Annotated in this window: 16 protein-coding genes and 3 tRNA genes; 13 read left to right on the plus strand and 6 right to left on the minus strand. The window is 64.3% G+C overall.

Features of this window, described 5'->3' with window-relative positions:
• A partial coding sequence (locus I2E26_RS06350) for a YigZ family protein (RefSeq protein WP_195420060.1) occupies positions 1-393 on the plus strand: 393 nt, incomplete at its 5' end.
• Here I2E26_RS06350 and I2E26_RS06355 read toward each other — a convergent pair.
• Complete coding sequence (locus I2E26_RS06355) at positions 390-848, minus strand: C-GCAxxG-C-C family protein (RefSeq protein ID WP_195420061.1); 459 nt, start codon at positions 846-848, stop codon at positions 390-392. The two genes, I2E26_RS06350 and I2E26_RS06355, sit on opposite strands and share 4 nt — an antisense overlap.
• A gap of 94 nt (positions 849-942) precedes the next feature.
• On the opposite strand from I2E26_RS06355, the gene I2E26_RS06360 reads away from it, so the two are divergent.
• The 3 genes from I2E26_RS06360 (at position 943) to I2E26_RS06370 (ending at position 4992) form a co-directional block, all read left to right on the plus strand.
• Complete coding sequence (locus I2E26_RS06360) at positions 943-2223, plus strand: O-acetylhomoserine aminocarboxypropyltransferase/cysteine synthase family protein (protein WP_195420062.1); 1281 nt, start codon at positions 943-945, stop codon at positions 2221-2223.
• Between the two features lie 138 nt (positions 2224-2361).
• Positions 2362-3327: an alpha/beta fold hydrolase gene (locus I2E26_RS06365; protein WP_195420063.1), complete on the plus strand. Its 966-nt coding sequence runs from the start codon at positions 2362-2364 to the stop codon at positions 3325-3327.
• Between the two features lie 204 nt (positions 3328-3531).
• Complete coding sequence (locus I2E26_RS06370) at positions 3532-4992, plus strand: MFS transporter (protein ID WP_195420064.1); 1461 nt, start codon at positions 3532-3534, stop codon at positions 4990-4992.
• On the opposite strand, the gene I2E26_RS06375 is transcribed toward I2E26_RS06370, so the two are convergent.
• Both I2E26_RS06375 and I2E26_RS06380 read right to left on the minus strand, forming a co-directional pair.
• Entirely contained in the window at positions 4989-5963 is a 975-nt protein-coding gene (locus tag I2E26_RS06375; protein WP_195420065.1) for a diacylglycerol kinase family protein, read from the minus strand. The two genes, I2E26_RS06370 and I2E26_RS06375, sit on opposite strands and share 4 nt — an antisense overlap.
• Positions 5960-7318 (minus strand): chloride channel protein, encoded by a 1359-nt coding sequence (locus I2E26_RS06380; RefSeq protein WP_195420066.1) that lies wholly within the window; start codon positions 7316-7318, stop codon positions 5960-5962. Before I2E26_RS06380 ends, I2E26_RS06375 begins: the two co-directional genes overlap by 4 nt.
• A gap of 369 nt (positions 7319-7687) precedes the next feature.
• Here I2E26_RS06380 and I2E26_RS06385 point away from each other — a divergent pair, with 369 nt between their 5' ends.
• Entirely contained in the window at positions 7688-11149 is a 3462-nt protein-coding gene (locus I2E26_RS06385) for an exo-alpha-sialidase (RefSeq protein WP_195420067.1), read from the plus strand.
• Positions 11150-11421: 272 nt separating this feature from the next.
• Here I2E26_RS06385 and I2E26_RS06390 read toward each other — a convergent pair.
• Positions 11422-11495, minus strand: a tRNA-Gly gene (locus tag I2E26_RS06390).
• A gap of 3 nt (positions 11496-11498) precedes the next feature.
• A tRNA-Pro gene (locus I2E26_RS06395) sits at positions 11499-11575 on the minus strand.
• 202 nt (positions 11576-11777) lie between these two features.
• Between I2E26_RS06395 and gdhA the strand changes: the two genes are divergently transcribed.
• From gdhA to I2E26_RS06430, 7 genes are all read left to right on the plus strand, one after another.
• Positions 11778-13133, plus strand: coding sequence for an NADP-specific glutamate dehydrogenase (gdhA, locus tag I2E26_RS06400; protein WP_195420068.1), 1356 nt, complete (start codon positions 11778-11780; stop codon positions 13131-13133).
• Positions 13134-13304: 171 nt separating this feature from the next.
• Positions 13305-13388: transfer RNA gene (locus tag I2E26_RS06405), tRNA-Leu, on the plus strand.
• Between the two features lie 75 nt (positions 13389-13463).
• Positions 13464-14756: a trigger factor gene (tig, locus tag I2E26_RS06410; protein WP_195420069.1), complete on the plus strand. Its 1293-nt coding sequence runs from the start codon at positions 13464-13466 to the stop codon at positions 14754-14756.
• Between the two features lie 147 nt (positions 14757-14903).
• Entirely contained in the window at positions 14904-15530 is a 627-nt protein-coding gene (locus tag I2E26_RS06415) for an ATP-dependent Clp protease proteolytic subunit (protein WP_147588113.1), read from the plus strand.
• On the plus strand, positions 15530-16948 hold the full coding sequence (gene clpX, locus I2E26_RS06420) for an ATP-dependent Clp protease ATP-binding subunit ClpX (RefSeq protein ID WP_195420070.1): 1419 nt from the start codon (positions 15530-15532) through the stop codon (positions 16946-16948). Before I2E26_RS06415 ends, clpX begins: the two co-directional genes overlap by 1 nt.
• Before the next feature lie 302 nt (positions 16949-17250).
• Entirely contained in the window at positions 17251-19956 is a 2706-nt protein-coding gene (locus tag I2E26_RS06425) for a valine--tRNA ligase (protein ID WP_195420071.1), read from the plus strand.
• Positions 19957-20255: 299 nt separating this feature from the next.
• Positions 20256-21629 (plus strand): folylpolyglutamate synthase/dihydrofolate synthase family protein, encoded by a 1374-nt coding sequence (locus tag I2E26_RS06430; protein WP_195420072.1) that lies wholly within the window; start codon positions 20256-20258, stop codon positions 21627-21629.
• A 134-nt stretch (positions 21630-21763) separates the two neighbouring features.
• Here the strand turns inward: I2E26_RS06430 and I2E26_RS06435 are convergent, their stop codons facing one another.
• On the minus strand, positions 21764-22825 hold the full coding sequence (locus I2E26_RS06435; RefSeq protein ID WP_229056470.1) for an RlpA-like double-psi beta-barrel domain-containing protein: 1062 nt from the start codon (positions 22823-22825) through the stop codon (positions 21764-21766).
• A 381-nt stretch (positions 22826-23206) separates the two neighbouring features.
• Between I2E26_RS06435 and I2E26_RS06440 the strand changes: the two genes are divergently transcribed.
• Positions 23207-24298 (plus strand): Xaa-Pro peptidase family protein, encoded by a 1092-nt coding sequence (locus tag I2E26_RS06440; protein ID WP_195420074.1) that lies wholly within the window; start codon positions 23207-23209, stop codon positions 24296-24298.
• Positions 24299-24376: the final 78 nt, after the last annotated feature.

Consider the following 24376-nt stretch of genomic DNA (forward strand, 5'->3'; position numbering starts at 1 on the left):
CTGGAGGTGCTGCGCGGAGCGGGCTTGAAGAACGTGTGCTGCGTGACCACGCGCTACTTCGGCGGCACGCTGCTGGGGAGCGGCGGGCTGGTTCGAGCCTACACGGCTGCCGCGCAGGCCGCGGTGGAGCAGGCCCGCGCGGCCGGCTATATCGTGGAGATGACGAGCGTGGTGTCGGTCGACGTGACGGTTGCCTACCCCCAGTACGAGCAGGTTGCCCGCTTGGTTGCCGATACCGGCGGCAAGGTGGCCGCCACCGATTTCACCAACGAGGTGACGATTCACGCCGTCTACAAAGCCGGCGAGGAGCTCGCCCTGCGCCCGCTGCTCACCGAGTTGCTGGCGGGGCGCGAGCGCATGACGGCGAGCGCCCCGCGGTTCGCGCAGTTCTAAGCAGAGCGCTGCGCGTCTTCCTCCAGGATGTCGAGCGCCAGGCACAGGGCGTCGTCGATGCAGCCCTGGCAGCTGCGCAGCGGGCTGTGGTCGCTGCCCACGCCCTTGAGCTCGCGGCACACGGTCGAGCCGTTGGCCTGGGCGAAGCGCTCGCACAGGCTGCGTGCGAGACGGTACGTGTGCCCCTTGCTGCCCACGTGCCCGGTGCCCGTGCTCGACGCCTGGCCCACGGCCATGAGCGCGCCCGAGATGGCGCCGCAGGTCTCGGTCATGCCTCCCATGCCCGCGCCGAAACCCTCGGCGAGGCGAAATGCCGCATCCGCGTCGATGCCCAACGACGGCGCCAACGCGCATACCACCGATTGCGCGCAGTTGTAGCCCTGCTCGTGATAGGCCGCGGCACGGGCGAGCAGCTCGGCGCGGTCCGTTGACGTTACATCCATGTTGACAGCCATACTGAAGTCCTTCGCATAGGTTGAGTGGGTATACCATTCTACTCGTATATTCGAGAGCGAGGCGGCGCACGCGCCGTGCGAGAAGGAGAAGGTTATGGCAGAGCATCTTGGAACCACCTGCGTGCAGGGCGGCTATCGCCCTGGCGACGCCGAGCCCCGTCAGGTCCCCATCTACCAGTCCACCACCTGGAAGTACGACACGTCCGAGCACATGGGCAAGCTCTTCGACCTCGAGGAGTCGGGATACTTCTATACGCGCCTGCAAAATCCCACCAACGATGCGGTGGCGGCTAAGATCTGCGAGCTCGAGGGCGGCTCGGCCGCCATGCTCACCAGCTCCGGCCAGGCGGCGAACTTCTTCGCCATCTTCAACATCGCGGGCTGCGGCGATCACGTGGTGGCCAGCTCGGCTATCTACGGCGGAACGTATAACCTGCTCGCGCATACCATGAAGCGCATGGGGCTGGAGTGCACGTTCGTGGCCCCGGATTGCTCCGATGAGGAGCTCGAAGCGGCGTTTCGGCCCAACACGAAGGCCGTGTTCGGCGAGACCATCGCCAACCCCGCCCTCGCAGTCCTCGATATCGAGCGCTTCGCCGCGGCGGCCCACGCCCACGGCGTGCCGCTGATCGTCGACAACACGTTCCCCACGCCGGTGAACTGCCGTCCCATCGAGTGGGGCGCCGATATCGTGACCCACTCCACCACCAAGTACATGGATGGTCATGGTGCGGCCGTGGGCGGTGCCATCGTCGACGCCGGCCGCTTCGACTGGAACGAGCATTCCGATGCGTTCCCCGGTCTCACCACGCCCGATGTCTCCTACCACGGCGTGGTGTACACCGAGCGCTTCGGTCTGGAGGGCGCCTTCATCACCAAGGCCACCGCGCAGCTTATGCGTGATTTCGGGTGCATCCAGAGCCCTCAGAACGCCTTCTTGCTCAACCTCGGCCTCGAGAGCCTGCACGTGCGCATGCCCCAGCACTGCAAGAACGGCCAGGCTGTGGCCGAGTTCTTGCAGCAGCACCCCAAGATCAGCTTCGTGCGCTTCCCGGGGCTGCCGGGCGATGCGTACCATGAGCTCGCGCAGAAGTATCTGCCCCAGGGCGGCTGCGGCGTGGTGAGCTTCGGATTCACGGGCGGACGCGCCGCCGCCGAGCAGTTCATGAAGAGCCTGCGCCTCGCGCAAATCGCCACGCACGTGGCCGATGCGCGTACCTGCTGCCTGCATCCGGCCAACGCCACGCATCGCCAGATGAACGACGACGAGCTGGTCGCCTGCGGCATCACGCCCGATATGGTTCGCCTTTCCTGCGGTATCGAGGCGACCGAGGACCTGCTGGCCGATATCGCCCAGGCGCTCGACACCATCTAGCGTCGCATGCCGCGCAAGAAGCGCATTCGGGCGACCCCGTCCCCGCCGTCTATCCGGTTGGGGCGGGGTCGCCGTGCTTTTCGGGTAGGATGGACCTGGTAGATATAATCCTCATTTGTTCGTTTGGAGGCCCTTCTCGTGAAGACCACCGTCATTACGTTTTCGAGCTACGACGGCGCCTCGTCCATTCGCGCGCTGCTCTGGGAACCCGATGCGGCCGACGCCCCCGGCGGCATTCGCGGCCTCGTGCAGATCGTCCATGGCATGGCCGAGCACATCGAGCGCTATGCCGGTTTCGCCGAGTTCCTCTGCGGCTGCGGGTTCGCGGTGTGCGCCGAGGACCACATCGGCCATGGAAAGTCGGTTGCAAGCGAGGATGACTTGGGCCATATGCCGCTCGAGACGGGCGAGGAGGTCCTTCTGCACGACGTCCATGCGCTGCGGGCCCTCGTCTTGGACCGCCTGGCCGGACCGCAGGGCGATGCCTCCGCGATCCCCTATGTCATCTTCGGCCATTCGATGGGAAGCTTCATCACGCGCGTATACCTCACGCGCTACGCGATGGGCGTGCGCGCGGCCGTCATCTGCGGGACGGGCCAGCAGCCGCGCGCGCTCTCCGCTGCCGGCAAGGCACTGACCCGCGGTATCGCACGCCATCGCGGCGAGCGGTATGTAAGCGAGTTGGTGGACAGCATGGGTGCGGGCGGTTACGGCAAGGCCATCGAGGACGCGCGCACCGACGTCGACTGGATCTCGACCGATCCCGCCGTCGTCGACGCCTACCGGGACGACCCGTTATGCGGGCAGAAGTTTTCCGTGGGCGCGTACCATACGCTGTCCTCGCTGGTGGCCGATGCTACCGATACCGATCTTGCCAAGCGCATTCCGCATGCGTTGCCCATGCTCTTTATCGCCGGCGCCGACGACCCGGTGGGCGAATGCGGCCGCGGTGTGGAGCGGGCTGCGTCGATGTATCGCCGCGTAGGCGTGGAGCGGGTGGACGTGTCGATCTATCCCGATGCACGCCACGAGATCTTGAACGAGCCGATTCGGGGCGATGTCCATCGCGATGTCGGCGCATGGCTCGACGACGTGCTTGCATAGCGGCGCGCACGGGCGGGGACTTGCTGCTTGGGCGCTGCCTATGTTACAAACAAATACTTGTGCAGCGGGGCTGCGAGGTGCATCCTCGCGGCTCCCTGGCGTATCTACGCGGCCGCGGGAACGATAGCGCGGCTCATGGGGGTCTGCCTGCATGCGGGCCGTCATCAGAGCGCGCGGCGCCATCAGCGAATATGCGAGGTACGTATGAACGAGTCCCAACGCATCCACGACGCGGTGGAGGGCAACACGCACGGCAAGAACAAGTGGGCCATCCTGTTTACCGTGCTGGTCATGACGTTTATGGCCACGCTCGATTCGAGTATCGTCAACGTGGCGCTGCCCGTCATGCGCAAGGCCCTCGATGCGGGCCTCGACCAGATTCAGTGGGTGTCCTCGGTCTACCTGCTCACCACATGCGCGGCGTTGCTGGTCTTTGGTCGCCTGGGCGATATCTACGGTAAAGTTCGCTTCTTCCAGGTGGGCGTGGCGGTGTTCGCTGCCGGCTCGCTGCTGTGCGGCATGGCGAGCACGCTCGAGCTCCTTGTCGTCGCCCGAGCCATCCAGGGCATCGGCGGTGCCGCGGCCATGGCCAATAACATGGGTATCATCACCGAATCGTTTCCCGCGCGCGAGCGCGGCCGCGCCTTGGGGTTGCTCGCGAGCTTCGTCGCGCTGGGCATGATGTGCGGGCCGGTACTGGGTGGTTTCATCGTGAGCTCGATGCCATGGGAATACATCTTCCTCATCAACGTGCCGGTGGGCGTGGTGTCGCTGCTCGTCGGATTCAAGACCCTTCCGCACGTCGCCCCCGAGCGCGACGGGCGGCGCCTCGATGTGGCCGGCTCGCTGCTGCTCGTTCCCGGTCTGTTCCTCACCTTCGTCTCCATCACGCTGCTCGAGGCCGGCGTCACGTTGCAGGTGCTGGGCATGCTGGGAATCGGTCTCGCGCTTTTGGTCGCGTTCGTGATGGTCGAACGCCGCGTGAAAGACCCGCTCGTGATGTTCTCGGTTTTCCAGGATCGCGGCTTCGTGGCGAATCTGGTGTGTTTGTTCATCAGCTTCGTCGCCATCGGCGTCTACGAGCTCATGACACCCTTTTACCTGCAGGATGCGCGCGGGTTCGCGCCGGACGTCGCGGGCCTCATCTTCTGCGTCATTCCGTTGGCCAACGCGATAGCCGGCCCCATCTCGGGCGCGGTCTCCGATCGCATCGGCTGCGAGCGGCCGGCCATCCTCGGCCTGTTCGTCTTCGCGTCTGGCCTGCTCTCGCTGGGCTTCTTCGATGAGCGCACCACGCTTCCCGTCATCTTGGCGTGCCTGGGCGCGGCGTCGCTGGGAACCTCGATCTTCCAGTCGCCCAACAACTCGCTGGTCATGGGATCGCTTCCCGCCGAGGCGCTCGGCTTCGGCGGCAGCGTCGCTGCGCTGGCGCGCTACCTGGGCATGGCCGTCGGCATCACGGGATCAACGTCGCTGCTCTACGGCCAGATGAGCGTCGCGGCTGGAAAGCGCGTGACGGCATATGTGGCGGGACGCCCCGACATCTTCCTGTATGGGTACCGCTGGGTGTACGTCGTCACCGCCATCCTGGTTTTCGCCGGGTTCTCCTTGGCGCTCGCGCGCTACGTGCGCAAGCGCTCGCGGTCACGGGCTCGCCGGGGCTAGATCGCGTTTTCGTTCATTCGCGGCACCAGGACGGTGAGCGCGCCCGGGATGCTGGTGATGCGTGCGGTGCGACCGCGAATCTGCTCGCCGTCGGCCTGCATGGGGTAGTCGTCTGCTTCGAACTCGAGGCGCACCTCGCGGGCGCGCTCGAGCCGAACATGACGATTGCCCAGATGCCGACCGTTCTTCGCGCTCAGGAACACCGGGAGCGCTACGGCGCGCGGCACGCGCCCGTGCGCATAGCACACATCGAAGAGGCCGTCTTTCGGATCGGCTTCGGGCGCGATCAAAAAGCCCGAACCATAGGTCTTCCCGATCTGCACGGCGGTGATGAGCGATTCAAGCTGCAGCCATGCGCCCCCGTCCAGGCTCATGCGCATGGGATACGTGCGGTAGTTGAGGCCGAACACGTTGAATCCGCTGGCGAGGTAGAGCGGGTCGCCGGTAAGGCCCGTCTTGCGTCGCAGCCCATAGGTTCCGATGGCTACGGCGGCATCGAGGCCCATCGAGAACGTCTGCACGAAGTATTCGCTGCCGCTGCCCTGCGAACCGTCGAAGTCGATGCGGCCCACGTCCATGCGGCTGCGCTCGGCCTCGAAGAGCCATGCGAGGTCGCGTCCCGTGCGGTCGGTGATGCCGAGCGTTCGCGCGTAATCGTTGCCCGATCCCACGGGGATGATGCCGAGCGCGGGACGTGCGTCCGGCGAGATCTGCATGAGGCCGCAGGCGGTTTCATGGATGATGCCGTCGCCGCCGAGGGCGAGCACGGTGTCGTATCCCGCGGCCTGCGCGGCCAGGGCGGTGGCGTGCCGCGGCCGTTCGGTCTTAACCAAATCGAAGCCACGCGGGTCGTGCAGGTAGAGCGAAAAGAACCTCTGGGCTTGCTCGCCCGCGGTGGCCGCCGCGCCGCTTTGCGCCGTGGGGTTTACGATGATAAGGGTCTTGCCTAGCGGACTGCGGTTGGTGCTCATGAGCGCTCCAGCTGTTCGAGTTCTTGACGGTGGCGTTCTTGCGCGTGCTCGACGGTAAGGTCGGCGTCGTTCTTGAGAGAGCGACGCTTGGGCGTGACGATGCGCTGTGCAGGATAGACGGCATGGTGCCCTGCGACGAGGTAGCTGATAAACGAAACGATAACAAAGTAGCTTCCCGCGTGAGCGCCGAACATATCGATTCCCAACATGATGGTGGTCACAGGTACGTTGAGCGCCGCGCCGAAGACCCCGATCATGCCCAGGGCGGCCATGAAGCTCGGCTCGCCCAGCGCGACGGAGCCGATCCAGCCGCCGAGCGCCGCTCCGATCCCGAATAGCGGCGTCACCTCGCCGCCCTGCAGGCCCACGCCCACGGTGAGCGCGGTGAGGACGAGCTTGAGCAGCGCGTCGACGGGCGTGGTCGATCCGTCGAACGCGGCCGCGGTCATCCATTCCGATAGGCCTCCGAAGCGATGCAGGCCGAAAACAAGGAACAATACGGAGAGCAGGATGCCGCCGGTAGCCGCGGCCGCGAGATAGTTCGTGAACAGCCGCGCGTAGAGGCGCTTGACGGAGCGGATGCAGAAGGTGAACAGGCGGGCCATGAGACCGAAGAGCACCGCCGCGAGGCAGGCGATGGCGAGGTTCCCAAGGTTCATAGGGGGCACCGACGCGATGGTTGCAAACGAGAACGGCGTGCCCAGCGCGCGGCTGACGGCGTTGCCCACGAACGAGCCGGCAAGGCAGTAGAGCGCCGCGCTATAGTCGAGCTTGCCGATGAAGCACATCTCCATACCGAAGAACGCGCCTGCAAGCGGGGTGCCGAACGCCGCGCCGAAGGCGGACGAGATACCCGCCATCATGAGGTCGCGCCGGTCGTGGCCCTCCACGTGGAAGATCGACGCCACGTTGCTCGCGATGGTGCCTCCCAGCTGCACGGCTGCGCCTTCGCGGCCAGCCGAGCCTCCCACCAGGTGGGTCGCCGTCGAGCAGCAGAACGTGAGCAGGGCCATGCGGCTGCGGATGGGCGTACCGGTAAGCGTGCTGTCTATGACGAGGTTGTTGCCGCGCTGCGCGCGCAGGCCGTGCGTGCGGTAGATCCATGCGGTGGCCACGCTCACCACGGGCAGCAGCGCGAAGAGCCATAGATGCGCTTCGCGCAGGTTGGTGACAAAGCGCAGGGCGGCGAGGAACGCCCAGCCGGCTACGCCCATGAGGGCGGCTACGAGTAGGCTGAGGACGAATACGCGCAGGCTGGCGCAGGCGTTGCCTGCATCGCGCCGCGCATCGATCGCCATGCCTTGGGCGCCCTGCTTGAGGTTTTCTTTCGTTGATTCGAACAGCTGCTTGGGCATGGTGCCTCCGAAAGGGGGTCGGGTTCCAGGTTAGTATACGCCGCGGCCGGTTACGGGTGTGTTTACACCGGCACGCAATCGTTTAGTCCGCCAGGCCGTGCGAGCGGGGAGGGCGCCTTGCGATGGCATGGCGCCGGAGAGCGGCCTGTCCGCTCCCTCGCGGTTCCGCCGCCGCCCGTGCGGCATGAGGGGCGGTGCTTGAGACGCTATGCCCCGGTGCCTGAGCGGGGAGTATCTTTTGGCAACCATTCAAGGGGGTTATTCACCCGCTCGCTAGGACGTCGCCGCCGCGAGCGCGGACGGCGCCGTAGACTACATCCTTACTGTGGATATTCGATGCCTTGGATGGCTGAGTAGAAAGGACGCCGCATGAACGTCGAGCGTCATCACGCATATGCGGTTGCCACGGCGGGAGCGCTGCTGGCGTTTACCCTGGGACCGTCTCAGGCGCTGGTGCCCAGTATGGGCGGCTGGGTGCCCGCGGCCTACGCCGCTACTGCGGATAACGGTCTGCCGCAGGTGGCGAAATACGTGAAGGTAAGCGATGCGACGGTTCGGGCCGGCACGTACTCCTTCGTGTCCACGTCGTCCAACGACGGCAAGCTGCGCATCATGCACCGCACCGACGGCCAGGCCAAACTCGACCGGTGCACGGCCAAGAACACGGGCGAGGTCCTCGCACCCGTCGACTGCGAGGTGGGCGGCCTGTCTGGCAAGCACACCCACGAGTGGGGGATCGAGAGCGTGGACGGCGGCTTCGCCATCCAAAGCGAGACGGGCGATGGCCGCTACGTGCATATCGAGTCGGGCAAGGCCGAGGCCGCCGCGGGCGCGCAGGCCCTGCAGATCCAGCGCATGGACGACGGCGCTTTCAGCATCGGCCGCCAGGTGGGCGGGGCCATGAAGTACCTGGCCTACACCGCCGGCGGCTGGTCGGTTTCCGATACCCCCTACGGCATTTCGCTCTACCGTCAGACCATGGTGACGCCCCAGGTCGTTCCCAACGGGAAGGGCGATACGGGTACCACGGAGGGCCAGCCGTTCGCGAAGGGTACGGGCGGCAGCCAGAACTACCGCATCCCGGCGCTGACCACGTTGGCCGACGGCACGCTGTTCGCCGCCATCGACGCGCGCTGGAACACCCAGGCCGATGCCGGCGGTCTTGACACGATCATCTCCACGTCGAAGGACAACGGCAAGACCTGGTCGTACAGCTTCCCCAACTACTTCAACGACAGCACCGATGCCTATAACAACAAGGCTACGGCGTTCATCGACCCGGTGGTCGTCCAGGACGACGCGGGCGCCATCCATATGATGGTCGACCTGTGGCCGGGCGGCGTGGCGCTGAACTCGGCATTCAAGAACAACCCCGTCAACGGCAGCGGCTACGTGCAGATCGAGGGCAAGCAGCGTTTAGTGCTCTATGCGTCCGCCGATGCCGACGAGCAACGCGCGGCCGGCGCCGAGCGCGGCGAGGGCTATACGCACTATGTGGGCGACTTCGCCGCCGACGGCAAGGCGCCCGTGATCAAGGTCTCGGACAACACCGTCGTGTACTATGTGGATCGCGGGTTCTTCCTGTTCAACAAGGACGGCGAGCCCATCTACTGCCCGCAGATCGGCAGCTCCGATTACGTTCAGCAAAACGTGTTCTACTTCAACGCGACCCTGCACGTCATGGCGACGTCGTACCTGTGGCATATCACCTCGACCGACGGCGGCGCCACCTGGTCGGCTCCCAACATGCTCAACGAGCAGGTGCGCGCGGGCCGCTCCTCGAACGATTGCTTCTACGGCGTCGGCCCGGGCCGCGGCCTCGTGACGTCCACGGGCCGCATCATCCTGCCGTGCTACACCTATAAGCGCGGCCGCGGCGACGGCAACAGCAGCGTCATCTACTCCGACGACAACGGCCGTACATGGAAGCGCAGCAACGATATCGCCCGCCAGACGTCCGAGGCCACCGTGGTGGAGGCCGACGGTCGCCTGTACCTGTTTGCGCGCCACGGCTGGTACGCCGTATCCGACGATGACGGCGCTACGTGGAAGGACGAGAAGACGCTTGCGAGCAGCGGGCTCGATATCACCACGACATGCCAGGTCGATGCTCTCACGTACTCCCAGAAGATCGATGGCAAGACGGCCATCATCCTCTCGGCGCCCACCGGCGGCAGCCGTGCGAACGGCAAGGTCTTCGTGGGCCTGGTGGAGAAGGACGGCTCCCTTACCTGGAAGTACAACGTGTCCGTCACCGCGAATGGATCGCATTTCGCCTACTCCTGCCTTGCCGAGAAGCAGGACGGCTCCCTCGGTCTGCTCTATGAGGCCGCCAATGCCGACATCATCTACCGCGACCTTGCGATCGAGGACGTGGCGCCCGGCGCGCTCATCGGCAACAAGCGCCTGGTCACCGTGCCTTTGTACGGCACGTTCAGCCATACCGTCGAGGGCGCGTTCACGGGATACGGGGATATCGACCGCTCTATCGTGGATATCCGCGTGACCGACAACGAGGACGGCACCAAGACCGTGGCCTACACGGGCAAGGCGGAAGGGGAGGTTCGTTTTACCGAGGAGTCGAGCGGCGCCGTCTACACCGTGCGCGTGGCGCCTAGGCAGCTGGTCGAGCGTGCGGTCGATCCGGGTCAGACCATCTCCGAGGCGCTGTTCGGGGGCGGCATCACGCATGATCCCGACACGGCGATCGCTACCGCGAAGCTCGCGAGCAGCCCGCTGGTCGACGTGATCGGCGAGGTGCCCGGCAGCCTGGGCACGGATGCGTCGTTCACGGGCGAGGCCATCGCGCTGAGCCGTGCGTTGTTCACCTTCACGGCTGACGGCAACGGATGGACCGTGGCCGGTACCGATTCGGACGGCAAGGCGGTTTATCTGAACCTGGATTCGACGGGCTTCCCGGGTAACGCCGCGCCCAGGAAGATCGAGCTGCGCGCCGGGGAGAAGGAGGGCACGGTCAAGCTGTACGACGCCGCCGCCAACCGGTATCTGCATTTCCATCGCAACGGCACCGCGGTGTTCGACCGCTGCACCAACGATACGAGCGGCGCGGACTGCTACGAGCTCTACCGCAAGTCCGAGGGCGCGTCGTCCGATATCGCGGGCTACGAGCGTCTGAACGGCAAAGATGCGGTGAAGAACGGCGACAAGCTGCTGATCGTGGCGCGTGTCGACGGGGCCGGCGGCGCGGCCGACACGCTCTATGCGCTCAACCCGTCGCTCAACACGTCGAATAAGTACGCCCACGTGGTGAAGGTCGATCCGGAGCGAACCAGCACGACGCTGTCCATCACGGGCGTCGCCCCAGGCGTGACCGATATCGCGGTGGGCGACACGGTCTATCGCGTCACGGTCCGCGGTCTGAAGGCGCCCACGTTCAGCTGGAGTGACGATTACTCCCATGCGACCGCCACGTTCGAGCGCGCCGAGGGCGGCGATGCCGTGGTGATGGACTGCACGGTGACCAGCGAGCGTGTCGAGCCTACGGCGAGCAAGCCCGGCCGGGTCACGTACACGGCCACCGTCGAGCGCGATGGCCGGACGTATACCGATGTGCGGGTCGTCGAGCTGCCCGCGATCGGCGAGCCCGATCCCGACCCGCTGCCCGATCCGGCTCCCGGGAAGCCCGGCCCGCTGCCCGAGCCCGAACAGCCCGAGGCACCGGGCCAGGGTGCCGACGGTCCCGATGGGCGGCCCGGGGCGAACGGCTCCTCCGCGTTGCCCGCTACCGGCGACGCGGCCGCTGCGGCAGGCGTCTTCGGTGCGCTTGGCGCCGCCCTTGCTGCCCGGGGCGTCAGTCGAAAGCGTCGGTAACGCGTAGCCGGGCGCTCGACGTCGGGCGTCTGGGTGCGGTTTTGGGGCGTTCGGCCATTACCGGGGCGATACCAGATCGCCCCGGTGTTATGGATTCGGGGCGCCTCCGCGTGCACGGGTGCTCCGCGCCGGCACATCTTGCTCAAACGAAAGCGGCCCAGGACGTGCAACATCCCGGGCCGCTGTTTTTCGTTGATCTTCCATCGCCATTGCGCATGAGGGATAAAAAGAAAACAGGCCAGAGTTTTAAGTACTCTGACCTGCGGTTTCTCTGGAGCGGGCGACGGGAGTCGAACCCGCCTCATCAGCTTGGAAGGCTGAGGTTCTACCGATGAACTACGCCCGCATATGGTCGGGACGACAGGATTTGAACCTGCGACATCCTGCTCCCAAAGCAGGCGCGCTACCAAACTGCGCCACGTCCCGACGTCCAAGGAAGAAGTATATAGCTTCAAGGCGTCCGGGGCAACGGCTGGTTTGTCCTCCATCATCTTTTCGCGAGGCCCGCGACTCGTCGACATTCGTTGCATAACGGTTTCGCGGCGTGGAACAATACGTAGCGGTGCCATTCTGCACTATGATAGAAAACGCCGCGCCATCTACGGCGCTACCGTCAAAAGGAGTTTCCATGAGCTATACCCAGCGTGTCATCGCAGAGCTGCACGAGCGCTATGCCGATCAGCCCGAGTTCATCCAGGCGGCGGACGAGGTCCTCTCCTCCATCGCCCCCGTCGTCGACAGCGAGCCCGCCTACGAGCAGGCCGGCCTTCTCGAGCGCCTGGTCGAGCCCGAGCGCATCATCATCTTCCGTGTTCCGTGGGTCGACGACGCCGGCACGTGCCACGTGAACCGCGGTTATCGCGTCGAATACAACTCCGCCATCGGTCCCTACAAGGGAGGCTTGCGCTTCAACCCCACGGTAACGCTTGGCATGCTCAAGTTCCTGGGCTTCGAGCAGATCTTCAAGAACGCGCTCACCACGCTGCCCATGGGCGGCGGCAAGGGCGGATCGGACTTCGATCCCAAGGGCAAGTCGAATAACGAGATCATGCGTTTCTGCCAGTCGTTCATGAACGAGCTCTACCGCCACCTGGGTCCCAATACCGACGTTCCCGCCGGCGACCTGGGCGTAGGCGGTCGCGAGGTGGCCTACATGTTCGGCCAGTACAAGCGCTTGCGTAACGAGTGGACCGGTGTTTTCACCGGCAAGGGCCTGTCTTTTGGCGGTTCGCTCGCCCGTACCGAGGCAACCGGCTACGGCCTGGCCTATTTCGTGGACGAGTACCTGAAGTGCCATGGCGATTCGTTCGAGGGCAAGTCCGTGGTCGTCCATGGCTCCGGCAACGTCGCCATCTACGCTATCCAGAAGGTTGCCCAGCTGGGCGGCAGGGTTATTGCCGCGTCCGATACGAAGGGTTGGATCGAGGATCCCGCCGGTATCGATTATCGCGTACTGGAGGACATCTATAACAAGAAGCGCTCGGGCAACGATCGGGGCGTGAGCCTCGCGCTGTATGCCGAGGCGAGCGAAACCGCCGTGTGGCACGAGGGCGATGGCCGCGGCGTGTGGCAGCTGCCCTGCGATATCGCGTTGCCCTGCGCTCGCGAGAACACGTTGCTGCTCGAAGACGCGCAGGCGCTTGTGGCGAACGGCTGCAAGGTCGTGGGCGAGGGCGCCAATATGCCTACCACGAGCGAGGCGACCGAGTACCTCATCGAGCACGGCGTGGCATTCATGCCCGGCAAGGCGGCCAACGCCGGCGGCGTTGCCACGTCCGGCCTCGAGATGAGCCAGAATGCCGAGCACCTGTCGTGGACGTTCGAGGAGGTCGACGGCAAGCTGGAGTCCATCATGCGCGGCATCTACCATGCGTGCGACGACGCCGCGGCCGCCTACGGCTTCGAGGGCAACTATATGGTCGGCGCCAACATCGCGGGCTTCAAGAAGGTCGCCGACGCCATGATGGCGCAGGGCATCGTGTAACGAGCCGTTGCCGATGCGGCGGGGGAGCGCCCGTCGTTTGGATGCGCGCCCGGCTGAGCGAAGCCGGGCGCGCACTCGTATATGGATGAGGCGTGGCGCGCCGGCCGCTTGCAGCTTCATGGTGCCGCGGGTTCATGTATCTGCTATCATACAAAAGTTGCTGTATCGTGCGCGGGCGTGGCGGAATTGGTAGACGCGCTGGGTTTAGGTTCCAGTGGGATTCCCGTGAAGGTTCGAGTCCTTTCGCCCGCACCATGCGGCATCTGCAGTTTCGTTGTCAATTGGGTAGATCGGCACCCCGTTAACGCCGATGGTTTTTGAGGAGGAACGTTGAACATCACTGCTTCCGACGTACAGGACGCCAAGCTCACCGCTACTGTCACCATTCCCGCGGCCGAGGTCGATGCCGCTATCAAGAAGGCTTATAAGGCCATGGCCAAGCAGTACCGCTTCCCGGGCTTCCGCCCCGGCAAGGCCCCTCGCGCCGTCATCGACAGCGCTCTTGGTTCCGAGGCCGCCCGCGCCCAGGCTACGAACGAGCTTATCGGCTCCAACGAGGGCGCTGTGCTCAACGAGCTCGATATCGTCCCGGTGAAGGAGGGCAACTACGAGAACATCGAGCTTGCCCAGGATGGCACCGACTACACCTATGTCGTCGAGTTCACCCTGCGTCCTGCGCCCGTGCTCTCCTCGTATGAGGCCGTAGCCATCGAGATGCCGCCGGCGGAGGTCACCGAGGCCGAGATCGACTCCCAGGTCGAGATGCTCATGGGCTACCACTCCACCTTCGAGGACGTCGAGCGCGGTATCGCCGACGCCGACTTCGTGACCCTCGACATCGAGAACGTCAAGAACGCCGAGGCCCTGGCTGGCGAAGGCCGTATGTACGCCATGGGCTCCCAGTCGCTGCCCGAGGCCTTCGAGGCCGGCCTGCTCGGCCTGAACGTGGGCGACGAGAAGGAGATCTCCTGGACGCCCGAGGGTGCCGAGGAGGCTACCGTGAAGGTCGTCGTCAAGACCGTCAAGGAGCGCAAGGTTCCCGAGCTTACCGATGAGTTCGTTAAGGAGTCCTTCGACTTCGAGAGCGTCGAGGCCATGCGCGACGCCATCAAGATCGAGATCGAGGCCGACAAGAACTCCAAGCTGCCCTCCCTCAAGGAGAGCCGCGCCGTCGCCAAGCTCGCCGAGCGCCTCGAGCTTGAGGAGATGGATGCCGACTACGAGCAGTCCGTGTTCTCCGAGCTGGGCCAGAACTTCCTGCAGAACCTCTCTGCGCGCGGCATGACCCTCGACACCTGGCTGTCCGCCAACGGCCTGACCTCCGAGGCCTTCATCGCCGACCTGCACCAGCAGGCCAACGATGTGGCTCGTGAGTCCCTGGCTCTCGACGCCCTCGCTCGCGAGCTCAAGATCGAGGTCACCGAGGAGGACATCGACAACGAGTTTGCCAGCGCCGGTATCCAGGACGTCGCCGCTTCTAAGGCCGCCTTCCTCGCCGATGGCCGCATGCCCGCCGTTCGTGACTCCATCCGCCGCTCCAAGGCCGTTGACTGGCTGGTCGAGGGCGCCGAGGTCACCGAGGTCGACGAGTATGCCAAGGCCGCTGAGAAGGACGCCGAGTAGCGCCTCCTCTTTTGACTCGTAGCCCTTGGGTTCGGGTAAAGTATCATACCGGGTATCACCGGATACGTTCGTACGGTGCATCGATTTACAGCTAAGGCGAGATCGGGCACCGTACGCCTATATACACGCCAGCCGAAAGGAGAGGATATGCTTCCAAGGATCGAATCCGCTCTTGTTCCCTACGTTATCGAGCAGACCCCCCGTGGTGAGCGCAGCTACGATATCTACTCGCGCCTCTTGAACGACCGCATCATCTTCTTGGGTGAAGAGATCAACTCCGTGACCGCGAACCTCGTGATCGCGCAGCTGCTTCATCTCGAGAGCCAGGATTCCGAAAAGGACATCTCGCTCTACATCAACTCCCCGGGCGGCGAGGTCTATTCCGGCCTGGCTATCCTGGACACCATGAACTACATCAAGCCCCAGGTATCCACCATCTGCGTGGGCATGGCTGCTTCCATGGCGGCCGTGCTACTGAGCTGCGGCGCCAAGGGCAAGCGCTTCTGCCTGCCCAACTCCATGGTGATGATTCACCAGCCCAGCGGCGGCGCCCAGGGACAGCAGACCGAGATCGAGATCGCCGCTCGCGAGATTCGCGAGACCCGCGCCACGCTCAACAAGATTCTTTCCGACGCCACCGGCCAGCCGTTCGAGAAGGTCCAGGCCGATACCGAGCGCGATAACTATATGCGTGCCCAGGCCGCCCTCGAGTACGGCTTGGTCGATCGTATCGTTACCTCGCGTGTCGACGCTGCGAAAGCGAGCAATCAGTAATGGCAGATTTCACGTCCGATAAGCACGGCAACGACGTCGTTCGCTGCTCCTTCTGCGGTAAGACCCAAGAACAGGTGCGCAAGCTCGTCAAGGGCCCCAGCAATACCTTTATCTGCGACGAGTGCGTCGAGGCGTGCTCAGAGATCCTCGAGGAATCGCTCGCCCAGGACTTCATGGCTGCCGCCCAGTACGGCATTCCGATGGAGGAGTTCGATGACGACGCGGCCGTCGTCGATGCGCCGCGCTCGACCCACGAGGTGGCTTCTACGCTCATCAAGCGCGTGCCCACGCCGCACGAGATCTACGACGAGCTGTCCCAGTACGTGATGGGTCAGGAGGATGCGAAGCGCGCCATGTCCGTGGCCGTTTACAACCACTATCGTCGCGTTCTCATGGGGGATACCGGGGCTCACGCGTCCAACCGCGATGCCATCGCCGGTTCCTCCGAGTTGGACGATGTCGAGCTCGCCAAGAGCAATATCTTGCTGCTGGGGCCCACCGGCACCGGCAAGACGCTGCTCGCCCAGACGCTCGCCCGTATTCTGGAGGTACCCTTCGCCATCGCCGACGCCACCGCCCTCACCGAGGCCGGCTATGTTGGCGAGGACGTCGAGAACATCCTGCTCAAGCTCATCTCCGCTGCCGACGGCGACATCGAGCGCGCCCAGATCGGCATCATCTACGTCGACGAGATCGACAAGATCGCCCGCAAGGCCGAGAACCTGTCGATTACGCGCGATGTGTCGGGCGAGGGCGTGCAGCAGGCACTGCTCAAGATCCTCGAAGGCACCGTCGCCAGCGTTCCGCCCACCGGTGGCCGCAAGCATCCCCAGCAGGAGCTGCTGCAGATCGATACGACCAATATCCTGTTCATCTGCGGCGGCGCGTTCGTCGGTCTCGACAAGATCGTCTCCGATCGCGTGGGCAACAAGGGCATCGGTTTCAATTCCGAGATCGCCGGTCCCACCAGCGCCGACGAGAACGACCTGCTGCATCAGGTTCTGCCGCAGGATCTAAACGCCTTCGGCATGATCCCCGAGTTCATCGGCCGTACGCCCGTGATCACGCAGACGCAGGCGCTCGATGAGGACGACCTGGTCCAGATCCTCACCGGTCCGCGCAACGCCATCACCAAGCAGTATCGTCGCATGTTCCAGATCGAGGGCTGCGAGCTCGAGTTCGAACCCGATGCCCTGCATGAGATCGCGCATAAGGCGCTCGACCGCAAGACGGGCGCGCGTGGTCTTCGCTCGATCTGCGAGGAGTTGCTGCAGCAGACGATGTTCGACCTCCCGAGCGAGGAGAACGTTGCCAAGGTCGTGGTGACCGCCGCCGCCGCTCGCGGAGAGGAACAGCCCGTCCGAATCCTGAACGGTGCCGTTGCCGCCACCAAGCCGCAGTCGCTCGACTTGGATTAGCTCTGGCGGTCTCCTGTATTCGCCGCGTTGAATTCGTACAGCCGGTTCGCACGTCTTGTGCGAGCCGGCTGTTTGCATCGGCTCCACGATAAGACGCGGACGCGCCGTTCGGGCTGCCGTCGTAGGCGGCCTATCGAGATTGTCTATGTAGTCGCTTGAGCGCGATGGCTGCCTCGGAGCAGGTGCGCTTCTATGCTATCCTGTTGCACCGGTTATGAACTTATGTCCCATCGTTCGGTCGCGTCGGATCGTTCAGGTTCATCGATGACGCCGGCGCGTTCGCTCGGAGGAAGGAAATCCCCATGGAAGAGATGCCGAAGACATACGACCCTGCGGTCAACGAGCCCGCTATCCTGCAAAAGTGGCTCGATGGCGGTTACTATAAGCGCCGCGAGGGCGTGGGCGACTGCACGGTAACCATTCCGCCGCCCAACGTCACGGGTATTCTCCACATGGGTCATGCCACCGACGACTCCATCCAGGATGCAATCGTCCGCATGGCGCGCATGCGCGGCCGCTCGACCCGCTGGATTCTGGGCACCGACCATGCTGGCATCGCCACGCAGACCAAGGTCGACAAGAAGCTCAAGAGCGAGGGCGTTTCTCGCCTGGAAATCGGCCGTGAGAAGTTCCTCGATGCCTGCTGGGACTGGACGCATGAGTACGGCGGCACCATCGTCGAGCAGATCAAGCGCATGGGCTGCTCCGTCGACTTCGACGGCGAGCGCTTCACCATGGACGAGGAGTACGCCGAGGCGGTTCGCAAAGTGTTTTGCGACTGGTACCACGATGGTCTCATCTACCGCGGCAAGCGCATCGTCAACTGGTGCCCCGACTGCACCACCGCTATCTCGGACGACGAGGCGGAGTACAAGGAGGAGGACGGCCACCTGTGGCACCTCCGCTACCCGCTGACCGAGCCCGTCAACGGCCAGGAGTACATCGTCGTGGCCACCACCCGCCCCGAGACCATGCTCGGAGACACCGGCATCGCCGTGTCCAGCAAAGACTCCGAGAAGGCGGCGTTCGTCGGCAAGACCGTGCGCCTGCCCATCGTCGACCGCGAGATCCCCATCTTCGACGACTGGCACGTCGACCCCGATTTCGGCTCCGGCTTCGTCAAGGTCACCCCGGCGCACGACCCCAACGACTACGCCATGGGCGAGGCTCACGGTCTGCCGAAGATCAACATCTTCGACGAGCACGCCGTCGTCGTCGAGGGCTACGGAGAGTTCACCGGTATGACGCGCGACGAGTGCCGCGAGGCCGTGCTGGCGTGGTTCGAGGAGCACGACCTGCTCGACCATATCGACGAGCACAGGCACTCCGTCATGCATTGCTACCGCTGCGACCAGACCCTCGAGCCCTGGCTATCCGAGCAGTGGTTCGTCGCCGTCGACAAGCTCAAGGAGCCTGCGCTCGACGCCGTGCGCGACGGTCGCGTGACCTTCCACCCGGCCCGCTGGACCGATACCTATACCACGTGGATGGAGAACCTCAAGGACTGGTGCATCTCGCGCCAGCTGTGGTGGGGCCATCGCATCCCCGTGTTCTATTGCGAGGAGTGCGGCTGGGAAGACGCCTGCATGGACGATGTGACCGTGTGCCCCAAGTGCGGCTGCGCCCACGTGTATCAGGACGAGAACGTGCTCGACACCTGGTTCAGCTCCCAGCTGTGGACCTTCGCCACGCAGGGCTGGCCGCAGCATCCCGAGCAGCTCGAGGGGCACCATCCCACCACGGCCCTCGTCACCGCGCGCGACATCATCGCCCTGTGGGTGGCCCGCATGGTCATGAGCTCGCTGTACTTCCTCGACGAGGTCCCGTTCCAAGACGTCGTGATCTACCCGACCATCCTGGCGAAGGACGGCAGCCGCATGTCCAAGTCCAAGGGCAACGGCGTGAACCCCATGGACCTCATCGATATGTACGGCGCCGACGCCATGCGCTACAACCTGCTGACGCTGTGCACCACCAACCAGGACGTCAAGTTCGACGCCGATATCGATAAGAAGACCAAGGCGCTCAAGGGCTCGGCCCGCACCGAGCAGGCCCGCGCGTTCGTCACCAAGATCTGGAACGCCAGTCGCTTCCTGCTCATGAACATGGAGGGCTACACCCCCGGCGAGCCCGTGGCGGAGACCGCGGCCGACGCCTGGATGTTCAGCCGCCTGGCCAAGGCCGTCCGCATGGTCACCGAGGGCATCGAGAACTACACCTTCGGCGAGATGGCCCGCGGCGTCCAGAACTTCTTCTGGAACGAGGTCTGCGACTGGTACGTCGAGGTCACCAAGACCCGTCTCAAGGACGACGCCGCCCGCCTGCAGGCCCAGCGCAACCTCATCTTCGTGCTGGATACCTCGCTGCGCCTGATGCACCCGCTCATGCCCTTTGTCACCGAGGCTATCTGGGACACCATGCCCGCGAGCTACCTCGACATGAACGAGGACGGCTCCTGCGAGCGCGCCGAGGCCCTTATGGTCGCCGCCTGGCCCGAGCCGGCCGATTTCGAGCGGTTCATCGACGAGCCCGCTGAGAAGTCCTTCGAGCTCACCCGCGCCGTAGTCACGGGCGTCCGCACGAGCCGCGCTCGGTACCGCATCTCCCCGAAGGAGGCGCTGCGCTGCGAGATCAAGGCCGCATCCGATGACGTGGTGGCCGCCATCCAGGGCATGTCGGAGTTTATCTGCGGTTTGGCGAACGTGAGCGAGCTCGTGGTATCCCATGCCGACGGTTTCGTGAAGCCAGATAAGGCCATCGCTCTACCCGGTGCCGATTTCGACGCCTACGTCGTCATGGGCGACCTTGTGGATTTCGAGGCCGAGCGCGCCCGTATGGAGAAGGAGCTCAAGGCTGCCGAGAAGGAGCTGGCAAGCGCGGAGAAGACCCTGTCCAACCAGGGCTTCATCGCCAAGGCGGCGCCCGAGATCGTGGAGGGCAAGCGCGCCCGCGCCGCTGAGCTGGCAGAGACCATCGCCGCGCTGAAGGCGCAACTCGCCGATTTCTAAGCACCGTTGCTCGTGCTGGCCCGGACGCCCTCGTGGCTTCCGGGCCTTTTTGCCGAGGTCTCAGTGTGACCGGCATCCTCATGGCACTAAATGTAAGTATTGAGTCTTTCGGTCGCTGGATTCATGCGTGTATATAGCTCGAAATCGTACACGTGACCACTTTGAGTCGTCATCGGCTCTGAAATCACCGGTTTTCTGACGGATGCAGCCCTCGTTTCAATTTGGAAACGAGATCGACGGACTCATTTTTTGCAATTACTGCCAGGCACGACCTAAGAAATGACGATTTTGGAGAGAACATGGCAAAGCGTTCCGATCCATATTCAGTTTCCTTCGATTTTCCGCTGTTTTCATACACTGAAGCGGTTCGCCTGGCTGCCGACACCGGCATGTTGCCGGGAACGACGGGCCCGCTTCTCGAAACGGTCGTCGATATGCTCGACGAGCTCGGCCGTCCGGACGAGCACTTCGATTGCATACAGATAGCTGGAACGAACGGCAAGACATCTACCACGCGATTTACCGCCGCGCTTCTTCACGCCGAGGGCTTTCGTACGGCCCTTTATACGTCTCCCCAGCTCGTGCGCTACGAGGAGCGCATGGAGGTGGATGGCTCCGTTGTGTCACCCGACGCCTTTCGTCGCGGAGTGTCATGTGCGGCCGAAGCCGGTCGTCGTGTGAACGCACGCAGGGCTGCACAGGGACTCGATGCCTATACCATCACACCGTTCGACCTGCTTACGGTGGCCGCTATGGTTGTGTTTGCCGAGGCACGCGTGGATGTGGCCGTGCTCGAGGTGGGCATGGGCGGCCGTTGGGATGCGACGTCGGCCACCGATCCGCGTGTCGTTGCTGTGACCGGTATCGGATTGGACCACGTGCGCATCCTGGGCGATACGCTCGAGGCCATCGCGGGGGAGAAGGCGGCTGTGATCAAGCCCGGGCGCTCCGTCATTTTGGGCGAGGGCACCCATGAGCCGTCGGTTGCCCGCGTGATGCGGGAGCGGTGCGAAGCGTGCGGCGTCGAGCCGTGGTATTCCGCTCACGAGCTCACCAAACGCCCTGCGCATCTGGGCGATACGGTCGGGTTTTCCTGCTCGGGCCCGTACGGCTCATATAGGTACGAGATCGCCAAGCCCGTCTATCAGGCACAGAATGCGGCATGCGCCGTTGCGGTGGCGGAGTCGTATCTGCGACGCGCCCTCGATTCGGCGGCCGCCCTGTCCGCGTTGGATGCCTGCCCCATCCCGGGCAGGTTCGATGTGGTGCGCCGCGATCCGCTTGTTCTGGTCGATGCATGCCATAATCCCCAGAGCTGCGAGAACTTCGTCGCAGCCTTAGACGAGCTCGATCCGTGCGTCGACGGTCGCCCGGCGCTGCTCTTGGCAGCCTTGTCAGATAAGGACGTCGACGGCATCATAGAACATCTGGTGCCGGCGTTTCCCCGTATCGTCGTAACGGAAACCTTGTCCGACCGCGCGCTTCCATGCGATGAGCTCGCGGGCATGGTCGCCGCCGCGCTCGAGCGTTCCGGTAGGCCTGCCGACTGCCTCGTTGCAGCATACGGCTCCGTATCCGAGGCGCTCGATGAGTTCGCCCGGCGTGGCGAACCGCTTGTAGCGGCCGGTACGATTACGCTTGCCGGCGAGGTGGCGGGCCTGCTGCGCATATAGGCCCGTCTGGTGAAAGGCGCATTGCGTCTGCAAGAACGCCCCGGTCCTCCGTTCATCACGGTGGACCGGGGCGTTCTCGATGTCTGCTCCATCCGGGTTGGTCGCAGGCCAGGGAAGCCTGAATCCTGCGTGACCTACAGGAAACGGTATTCCACGGTGCCGACGCCGACGTTCACGAAGTTGAGCGCTCGCGCGACGGCGGGTTGCATATCGATGACGCGCCCGTGAACGTAGGGACCGCGATCGTTGACGTAGGCGATAACCGATCGGCCGCCGTAGCGTATCTCGACGCGCGTGCCGAACGGCACGTTGAGCATGGCGATACCCATGGAGGTTTCGGTCACGATCTCGCCGCTGGCGGTGGTGCCGCCCATGAAGCCATCGCCGATGCCGTAGTACGACGCCACGCCCGAGAGCCAGCCGCCCTGGTTGGTGGAGGTATCTCCATCGCCGCCCTGGTCGGGTTTCGAACCGGTGGAGCCGCCGCTATCCGAGCCGTCGGGCTGGGGAGCGGGTTGCGGGCTGGGCTGCGGACTTGGTTGCGGCTGCGGCTGAGGGGTGGGGGCGGGCTCCGGCTGCGGGGCAGGGGCCGGTGCGGAGGGCTTGGCGGGCGCTTGCTGCTCGGCCTGTTCGATCTGCTGCTGCACCTGCGCCGCCGCCTTGGCGGCTTCCGCGGCGTTTTCCGACGCGGCCTTCTGCTCGATCTCGGCATGTGCGCTCTTAGCCGAGGCGAGCGCTTCGTCCGCCTTGCGCTGCTGCGTTACCGCGGCGTCCTTTGCGGCTCCGAGGTTCGAGAGCTTGGCCTGCAATTCATCGTGGGCGGCGTTGAGGTCTTCCAGGGCGCGCACGTGACGTGACTGGATGGTATCGAGGTATTTGCCCATCTCGATCAGATCGTTGAGCGATCCGGCCCCGAAGAGCATCGATAGCAGGTTCGCGCCGTCGTTTTGCTGCTTGTACATGGCGACGGCTGCATCCGATGCCTCACGGCGCTTTGCGGGAAGGACGTCTTGCTCGAGGGCTATGATCTCGTCGGCGAGGGCGTCGACCTGCCCTTGTAGATCTACGGACTTTGCCCGTGCCCGGCTATAGGCCGAAGTGGCTTGCGTCACCTCGTTTGCAAGCCGGGCGAGCTCGCTGTCGGTGCGGGCAGATGCGGCATATGCCGCCGGTACGCCAGCGAGTCCGAGGGACATGCTGAGGCCTGCGATACAGAGCAGGCGTGCGTGCCTGCGTATCGGCGCGCCGATTTCGTGTGCTGCGTCGCGATCGTGCATAAACCTCACCTTCGACCGAGTACGTTCGTGAAAAGTATACGCTGTAGAATGCTCACCTTAAAGTTGAACTTAAAGGTTCACAGGGGTACCATGACCGTCGATGGCTGCCTTGCGAATGGCGATAGCGGCCAGGATGTCCCCTATACGCCTGTCTAGCTGCTGATTTATCGTGAGGCTTCAGTTGCATGTAGGCGACATGGCGAACGGTCGCCGTGACCGTCGCCGCGCCGCGCGGCGTGCTACCCTTGGCTTGAATAGCGTTGCGCATCGGTTGGATGCGGATGTAAAGGAGGAGCATTCATGGCGTTCGTGCACCAGAACCGTATCGATTCCGTGCTATCTCGTCTCGAGGCGCTGCGTCCCGGCGCGCAGCTGCTCGTTACCGATCCCTGGTCGATCTTCTATCTCACGGGGTTCTATGCCGAGATGTACGAGCGCTTTTCCGGCGTGTTGCTGCGAGCCGGCTCCACTCCCGTCATCTTCGATAACGCGCTCTATCCTATCGATGAGTATGAGAATGCCGAGGTCGTGGTGTTCTCCGATACAGACGACCTCTCCGATGTCCTCATGCGCTCCATCGATCCGACACGTCCGCTTGGCATCGACGCGCAGATGCGTTCCGGCTTCCTGATTCCGCTTCAGGAGCGCGGGGCGGCCGCGTCCTACTTCTTGGGTTCGGGCGCCGTGGCGGCGACGCGCGCCATCAAGGACGCCCGCGAGCAGGAGCTCATGCGCGCCTCGAGCCGCATCAACGACGCCGTGATGGCGCAGCTGCCCGCGCTCGTGCACGCCGGCGTGACGGAGCGCGAGGTCGCATCGCAGCTGCTCGATCTCTACGCTGCGCAAGGATGCGAGGGCTTCTCGTTCGCGCCGATCGTGAGCTTCGGGGCGAACGCCGCCGATCCGCACCACGAACCCGATGCCACTGCGCTCGGGGATGACCAGGTGGTGCTGTTCGATATCGGCGGCCAGTATCAGGGCTATTGCTCGGATATGACGCGCACCTTCTTCTGGGGCGAGCCCGATGCCGAGAGCTCGCGTATCTACGACGTCGTCCGCGCGGCCAACGAGGCGGCGGAGCGCATGGTCCGTCCCGGCGTTCGCTTCTGCGATATCGACCGAGCGGCGCGTTCGGTTATCGAGGATGCGGGCTACGGCCCCTATTTCACTCATCGCCTGGGTCATTCGATCGGCTTGCAAGATCATGAGCCGGGCGATGTGTCGCTGGCCAACGAGGCGCTGGTCGAGTCCGGTATGACCTTCTCGATCGAACCGGGGATCTATCTCCCCGGACGCACCGGCGTGCGTATCGAGGACTTGGTGCTCGTGGGCGAGGAGGGAGCCGAGGTGCTCAACTCCTTCACCCACGAGCCTACGCGAATCGACCGCTAGATGTTAAGTGCCAAGACGTTGTTTACATCTCGATGGTGACAAATAGGGAGGGCTCCCGCATGCTGTGAGTTGTCTAGA

The organism is Collinsella sp. D33t1_170424_A12 (assembly GCF_015554865.1).
Lineage (GTDB): Bacteria > Actinomycetota > Coriobacteriia > Coriobacteriales > Coriobacteriaceae > Collinsella.

Excerpts from the sequence above, each read along its gene's own strand:
- I2E26_RS06355 (WP_195420061.1), bottom strand. The coding sequence starts at position 848 with ATGGCTGTCAACATGGATGTAACGTCAACGGACCGCGCCGAGCTGCTC.
- I2E26_RS06360 (WP_195420062.1), top strand. The coding sequence starts at position 943 with ATGGCAGAGCATCTTGGAACCACCTGCGTGCAGGGCGGCTATCGCCCT.
- I2E26_RS06370 (WP_195420064.1), top strand. The coding sequence starts at position 3,532 with ATGAACGAGTCCCAACGCATCCACGACGCGGTGGAGGGCAACACGCAC.
- I2E26_RS06375 (WP_195420065.1), bottom strand. The coding sequence starts at position 5,963 with ATGAGCACCAACCGCAGTCCGCTAGGCAAGACCCTTATCATCGTAAAC.
- I2E26_RS06380 (WP_195420066.1), bottom strand. The coding sequence starts at position 7,318 with ATGCCCAAGCAGCTGTTCGAATCAACGAAAGAAAACCTCAAGCAGGGC.
- I2E26_RS06385 (WP_195420067.1), top strand. The coding sequence starts at position 7,688 with ATGAACGTCGAGCGTCATCACGCATATGCGGTTGCCACGGCGGGAGCG.
- gdhA (WP_195420068.1), top strand. The coding sequence starts at position 11,778 with ATGAGCTATACCCAGCGTGTCATCGCAGAGCTGCACGAGCGCTATGCC.
- I2E26_RS06415 (WP_147588113.1), top strand. The coding sequence starts at position 14,904 with ATGCTTCCAAGGATCGAATCCGCTCTTGTTCCCTACGTTATCGAGCAG.
- clpX (WP_195420070.1), top strand. The coding sequence starts at position 15,530 with ATGGCAGATTTCACGTCCGATAAGCACGGCAACGACGTCGTTCGCTGC.
- I2E26_RS06425 (WP_195420071.1), top strand. The coding sequence starts at position 17,251 with ATGGAAGAGATGCCGAAGACATACGACCCTGCGGTCAACGAGCCCGCT.
- I2E26_RS06430 (WP_195420072.1), top strand. The coding sequence starts at position 20,256 with ATGGCAAAGCGTTCCGATCCATATTCAGTTTCCTTCGATTTTCCGCTG.
- I2E26_RS06435 (WP_229056470.1), bottom strand. The coding sequence starts at position 22,825 with ATGTCCCTCGGACTCGCTGGCGTACCGGCGGCATATGCCGCATCTGCC.
- I2E26_RS06440 (WP_195420074.1), top strand. The coding sequence starts at position 23,207 with ATGGCGTTCGTGCACCAGAACCGTATCGATTCCGTGCTATCTCGTCTC.